The organism is Jatrophihabitans sp. (assembly GCF_051960575.1).
Classification (GTDB): domain Bacteria; phylum Actinomycetota; class Actinomycetes; order Mycobacteriales; family Jatrophihabitantaceae; genus JBQCEE01.
Genome location: NZ_JBQCEE010000398.1, coordinates 1 through 6,131, shown reverse-complemented (window position 1 = coordinate 6,131; position 6,131 = coordinate 1). Strand labels below are relative to the sequence as shown.

Annotated in this window: 7 protein-coding genes; 3 read left to right on the top strand and 4 right to left on the bottom strand. The window is 63.9% G+C overall.

Annotated features, from left to right (window positions below; all coding sequences use genetic code 11):
- Positions 1 to 184: 184 nt before the first annotated feature.
- Positions 185 to 667 carry a hypothetical protein gene (locus ACTHMS_RS22440; RefSeq protein ID WP_440308883.1) on the bottom strand — a complete coding sequence of 161 codons (483 nt, stop codon included), beginning with the start codon at positions 665 to 667 and terminating at the stop codon, positions 185 to 187.
- 173 nt (positions 668 to 840) lie between these two features.
- A complete protein-coding gene (locus tag ACTHMS_RS22435; RefSeq protein WP_440308882.1) occupies positions 841 to 1,044 on the bottom strand; it encodes a hypothetical protein in 204 nt (67 codons plus the stop codon).
- A gap of 913 nt (positions 1,045 to 1,957) precedes the next feature.
- Between ACTHMS_RS22435 and ACTHMS_RS22430 the strand changes: the two genes are divergently transcribed.
- Entirely contained in the window at positions 1,958 to 2,833 is an 876-nt protein-coding gene (locus tag ACTHMS_RS22430; RefSeq protein WP_440308881.1) for a hypothetical protein, read from the top strand.
- A gap of 331 nt (positions 2,834 to 3,164) precedes the next feature.
- Here ACTHMS_RS22430 and ACTHMS_RS22425 read toward each other — a convergent pair whose 3' ends face one another.
- Positions 3,165 to 3,368: a hypothetical protein gene (locus ACTHMS_RS22425; protein ID WP_440308880.1), complete on the bottom strand. Its 204-nt coding sequence runs from the start codon at positions 3,366 to 3,368 to the stop codon at positions 3,165 to 3,167.
- 522 nt (positions 3,369 to 3,890) lie between these two features.
- Between ACTHMS_RS22425 and ACTHMS_RS22420 the strand changes: the two genes are divergently transcribed.
- Positions 3,891 to 4,460 carry a hypothetical protein gene (locus ACTHMS_RS22420; protein ID WP_440308879.1) on the top strand — a complete coding sequence of 190 codons (570 nt, stop codon included), beginning with the start codon at positions 3,891 to 3,893 and terminating at the stop codon, positions 4,458 to 4,460.
- 645 nt (positions 4,461 to 5,105) lie between these two features.
- A complete protein-coding gene (locus tag ACTHMS_RS22415; protein WP_440308878.1) occupies positions 5,106 to 5,582 on the top strand; it encodes a hypothetical protein in 477 nt (158 codons plus the stop codon).
- An 82-nt stretch (positions 5,583 to 5,664) separates the two neighbouring features.
- Here ACTHMS_RS22415 and ACTHMS_RS22410 read toward each other — a convergent pair.
- On the bottom strand, positions 5,665 to 6,131 hold a 467-nt coding region (locus tag ACTHMS_RS22410; RefSeq protein ID WP_440308877.1), incomplete at its 5' end, for a transposase.

Sequence of the window (6,131 nt, the reverse complement as noted above, 5' to 3'; positions counted from 1 at the left end):
CATGCCGCTGTCGTCGCGGAGCGCGACCATGCCGCTGTCGTCGCGGAGCGCGACCATGCCGCTGTCGTCGCGGAGCGCGACCATGCCGCTGTCGCGGCATTGTCCGACTCATAGTCACGCCCGGCGGCAGGTCGATGGGTCGATCCCGGTCAGCGGTGCGGTACGCGCGTGTTTCAGCAACCCACTACAGAGACGCGTTTAGCCTTCCCAGCTCCGCGATGTCGTGGTCGCCGTGCCGACAGTGCCAGTAGCAGCCACCGCTCGGTCTCGTGAGCACGTGCAGCGGCCATCCATCGTCCGGGCAGAGGGGCCAGTCCGTCAGGTAGCCGAGGATGTTGTCGTTGACCGCACCTCGTACTTGGTTGGCGAGGTCGATCACCGATTCGATGTAGTTAGGGCTGAGTTGGAAGCCGCCATCGGCTCCGAAGTACCAGTCGAGTGCCTTCCCGACGTATCCCCAGCGTTGCCCTCCGTCGAGCTCGTGCCAGAGCAGAAGCAGTGGCGGCGCGTCTTGGATCGTCCGGGTGAAGTCCGCACGTATATCTGAGAGTGCACGCTCGGTCTCATGCCAGCCGGGGCCGAGTGGATCTATGGAAAGGGCGGGCCGATGACCGTGCATAGCCTCGAGGGCGTCGAAGAAGGCGGGCCGCTCGCTGAAAAAGTGCATCCCCTGTCCTTCTGGTCGGTCCTGCATGATCCGAGGATCCACCAATGGCTGTCTCGCGCCAAGCCGCACAGGCAAGCGGGTCGCCACCTTCGCCGAGCACCGCGCCACTATGCCGCTGTCGTCGCGCTGATGTTGGATCGACCGCCATGCCGAGCGTTAGAGGTCGAGTCGATCTACGTGCTCTGGCCGAGTTCGACGTCTAGACGCGACGGCCAGTCCTCGTCGGCGAGACCGGCGCGCACAAGGGCGTCGCGCCAGTCGAGCGCGGCGAGGTCACGGGCGTCACGCAGCCGAGCAAGGTCGCCGTTCGCCCACAGGACCAGAGACGCCTGAACCCGCTCCGACCCGTCGACACCGCCGACTAGTTCCAGCGCCACCGTAGCGCTGTCCGCGTCCTGAAAATCAAGAGCAATGCGCCGGCGGAGCCGAGCAGAAGGGGCGCTCACAAGCTAAGAATGTCGGTTAGCCTCTGAAGGTGCACTGTCCCCGATGCGGAAGTCTGATGGACCACATCGAGGGAGAGCTTCGCTGTCGAGACGGTGATATGCCGTTGGCCCCCAATATGCAGTCGGAGCTGCTCGACATCGTTGCCCACCCGCCGGACGAGCCAGCACCACGCGTCCTAGGATTTCGGTACGGCGGGAAATGGTGCTGCCCCGCTGATGGCGCTCCGATGACCGAGGAAAGTGGCTACATGAGGTGCTCCGCGTGCGGGCGGTGCATTCCCGGACGCCTGATCGCTCAACTGATCGAGATGCACCCTCATCGAACGGTCAGCGGCTAACGAAGGTGCCCGTCGCACCGCGCCTTCACCACATTGGCGCGTCGTCATAGCGCCCACACGGGGCGACGCCGCCAAAGGTGTCCGCACGGGGAGGGGGTGGCGGCTAGCATTCGGTGGTGGTCATGCGCGGAGTTGGCTTCGCATCGGCAGGACGGCACGATCAGCTCCGCGCCCTCACTTCTGAGAAGGCCGCCGCCCTCGCCACTTACCGGGGCGACGTTCGAGAGCTCATGTCGCCCGGCCGGGTCGACAATGTTCCGCCGCCTGCGCTTCACCTCGTCGGCGATCAGGTCCTCGACGGAGCGGAGCATGCGTTCGACGCCGACTCAACACTGTGCCACGTTCCCGCGCGAGACGTCTTCCTCATGCGCCACCTGTTCGATCCGGCCGGCCGCTTCGCATGCGAAACGTGCGCCGCAGCTGCCGCGCCATCTCGAAGCTAGGCGTGCAGAGCTAGGCGCTTCTCATTCGCGAGCGCGACCATGCCGCTGGTGCAGTTGTCATGCGTGACCATCTTGATCTTCGGCGCGGGGTGGGCGAACGTAGCGGACATGGAGGATGACGAGTACGTCGGTGATTCCGTCGGCCGCAAACTGCTCGAAGCCGGCTCCGAGATCGTCGGTGCCACGTCCGGGGCGGCGATCGGCATGCTGGTGGCCGGTCCGGCGGGCGCGCTCGCTGGTGCAGCGGGCGGACCCGTCGTCCAGCGCGCCTTCAGGGAAACGGTCGATGAAGTGGGTGCGAGATTGCTGAGTCGACGTGAGCGTGCGCGGTCCGGCGCTGCTGCGATCTATGCAGCTGACCACCTGCAGAAGGTGCTGGCTGCAGGAGCGACCATCCGGACTGACGGTTTCTTCGACGACGCTCCCGACGGTAGGAATGCTGGTCGGGAGATCGCAGAGGGAGTTCTGCTCCGCGCACGCGATGCCTTCGAGGAGCGGAAGATTCAACATATCGGCTGCATGTTCGCTCGGGTTGCGACCGATTCGGCAGTCGACGCTGGGCTGGCCGCTTGGGTTCTGCGACAGGCCGAGACGCTTACTTGGCGGCAATACGTGATGCTGGCCGCGGTTGGGCGAGCCGAGTTGATCCCGCTACCTACTTCGGTGATCGGAGCGCCGGCCCGATCTTGGTGGAAGTGGGGCGCCCATCGCGAGTTCAGAGATCTCTACGAATACGGGTTTCTCGACTCCCCTCCAAAGCAAACTGCGAATAGGGGTTTCCCCATCCCGAATACAGAGATGTCTGAGCAGCGCCTCGGCAACTCGGGCATGGCGTTGCTAATGTTGCTTGCCCTCGACGAGATCAGCGACGCTGAGGTGCTCAAGATCCACGATGCACTTCGGCCCCCGACTGACCCGTTGGACGAAACCGTCGGATGACGCCGAAGAGGCGGCCTAAGTATGGACGTTGAGAACCCGCCCCCAACCGATGTCGGCCGAGAATTTCTGGCCCAGACGAGGACCAGTCCAACTCGACGATCGCCCTCACGGATCGGTTCAACGCACCCTTGCGCCGACATTCAGCGCCGTCCGCTGCGGTCAGACCCGCGAGTGGCCGCGGGCCCTCCGCTCTTGACCCGATTCAGCACCTCCGAATCGCCAGCCGCCTTTAGTCCAGCTTCCACCTACGCGCGGCACCCCGCTCGACCAGCGGCATGGTCGCGCTCCGGGACGACAGTGGCTGATGGTCGCGCAGCATGGCTACGGGGGGCTACAGACCTCGGCGGCGATCGCGACGGTCAATGAAGACGATCCAGAAGGTGCCCAGACAGAGCCAGACGATGCCCATGACGAGATTGATCGTCGCGTGGCCGAGGGCGAGGTAAGCACCGAAAGAGACGATGCCGAGTAGGAGGTACACATACCCCAGCGCAGCTCGAACGCGAGGCCAACCGGTCGAGTCACTGCTGGACACCTTGATCACCTTAGGCGACTTCGTAAGGCGACGGACGCTCCCTCAGCGGCATGGTCGCGCTTATGTCCCCGGAATCGCGTACCGGTCGAGGTCTTCGGGCATGTGCTCCTGCACGATGAGGTCGCCGGTCAGCGCTTTGGTTTTCGTGAATGATCGAAGCCGGGACCGGTGTGCTCGCATTGCAGATTGCCCACGCCGCGTAGAGCATCCCCTCTGCTGGCTCGCCGTGGTCTAGAAGATTGCGCGCATCGCTCAGCGAACCGCTCGGCAACCGAGGCTCCAACCGACGAAGCACCGCGACGCAGCGATCTAGGTACCGCCCGTTGCTGCTCTAACCGGCACGCGTAGATGCTGCCAGAGAGTTGCCTGACGATAGGACACTGGGGCGCCGTGGTCGCGCCCCGCGACGACAGCGGCCTGTCGTCGGTACACGAGGCGTGCGTGCGACCGAGCGCTGAGGACAGGACGCAATAGGGGCGCGTCGTGACGACTTAAGTTTCGGCGTCGAGGAAGATGGTCCGCGTGATCCTCACGACTGGCGAAGTCGCATTGATCAGTTCCGGTCTAGTTACTCTCACGGCTATCGTGGCGCCCTACTTGCAGAGGCAAACCAGCCGATCATTAGCAACGGAGCAGGCGAATCGCGAGCTCTCTGCGCGAATATGGACTGAACGAGCTGCAGCTTATGTCGATGCCATTGAATTTGTTGTACGCCAAACCTCCGCCGCAGCGAAAGACCTTGACGAGCTTTCACCATCAAACCTGAAGCGCATAAGTGAGATAGCGTCAACGATGGAACAATTGATCGCCCGAATTGTTGCGTTCGGCTCACCACAAGCCTTCGAGGCCTTTGGCGGATGGACGGAAACTATCTGGGCTCGGACGAGAATTGTCCGTGAGCTAACCGATGCGATCAACGACTCCAGCTACTCAACACGTCCCGAAAACGAGCGCGAGGAGATGCTCGAGTTGCGCAAAGAGCTGAGGGGTCAGATTGAGGAGGCTCGGCAGCGATCAGCCGATGTCGTGCTGCTGCTCGGGCGGGAATTGCAACGTATGGAGCAGCCGCCGCGGCGGCGTCTGTTGAGCTGAGATTGACGGGACGGCACCCAAGGGCTCAGCCAGGCTTCGTTTGAAGACGCAACCTTCAGTTGCCGCGATCGCGGCGAGCACCTGCGCTCCGCGACGACAGCGGCATGGTCGCGCTCCGCGACGACAGCGGCATGGTCGCGCAGTGGTTTCATTCGAGACGTAACCGTGACTCTTGCCTGAAATGCTCGTCACGTGCGCCCTCACCCTTCGGTGCTAGCTTGCGCGGCGGTGATCGCGGGAGTGACCTCATGCTCGTCCAGTGGCGCAGAGCATCAGGTCCGATGGTCGGTGGTGTCCTCTGCACCTACCTCGTCGGTTGTCACGGTCGTATACCTTCACGGCGACTGCGACAGCCTCATTTCTGCCCAGGCTAACCAGTCATCAACAGAGGTCACTTTCAAGATCAAGGTTCGCGAGCATGCCGACGTGTGCGACGACGCGGGGCGCGAGAATGTCATCCGCATCCGCCTGGGGAAGCCCCTCGGCAACCGAACGATCAGCGGCTCATGCACAGCCTGCGTCAGCGGGTTCGACCTGAAGTCGATGTCCGCTCTCTCGGGTGTCCCGACCTACGGTTCCTAGCAGGTCCGCCGAACCAGCGGCATGGTCGTTTGCACGTCGGCCCTGCCGTGTGAGGATCAAGCCGTGGAAGACGAAACCTGGCCAGGCGATCTTTCTCGCCTAGAGGTGATCTTCGACGAGAGTGACGACGGGGCCACGTTTCGCCGGCTCCTGCGAGAACACGTCTTGGTGACCGTCTTCGTCGCGGGGCGGCAACCGGGCACTGATGTGCTTGAGCCGCACCTCGCAGGGTTGCTCAATCTGATCGAGGAGCATCCCCAGCACAGAGGGCTCGCGGAACGAGAGATGTGCCGATACGCGGCCCGCCTGGCCGAAGACCCGTGTGATTTCGGCCTGGAAGAGTTGCTGCAGTACTCCATGGCAACGCTGCGCTGGCCCGCCGTCTTAGATGTCGTCGAGAAAGTCCGAGACACTGCTCAGCGGCACTACGACGCGGGCCGATTGCGCTCATGGAACGCCCTTCGGCGCGCCGAAGAGGTGATCGAGGCGTTCGACGAGTCGTGGCCCCATAGAGACATGTTTGCTCGCTACCGCGACTGAGACCGCCACTCGCGCGTATGCGCCGAACCAGCGGCATGGTCGCGCTCCGCGATGACAGCGGCATGGATAGCTCCTATGGGTGTCAAGTGGCGTGGTGGGTGGTCATGCCGGCTCCGTGCGCTGCGATGGTGGTGCCGTCCTCGCCGTGGTCAAGACCGTGCCCTTCGGGTGGCCTTCGGCCAGCCTTGACCTCGGCTGCGGGCGGCACTTGGTTCGCGCCTGTCGGAGCGGCCGGGACGATTCCGCATGCATGCAGATCACTGATCAGAGCGCGGTAGATCTCGCGGACGACAGCGCGTTTCAGGCAGCGGACGGCGTCCTTTTTCGTCTTGCCCTCGCTGATGCGCCGAGCGATGTAGGTCTTGGTCGGCTGGTGGCAGGTCAGCCGGCACAACACGATCATGTGGATCGCGCGGTTGGCCTGCCGGTCGCCGCCACGGTGCAGCCGGTAGCGGCTGGTGGCGCCGCTGCTGGCCGGGATCGGCGCGATGCCGGTCAGCCTGGCCAGCGCGGCTTCGCTGTGCAGCCGGGTCGAGTTCTCGCCGGCGG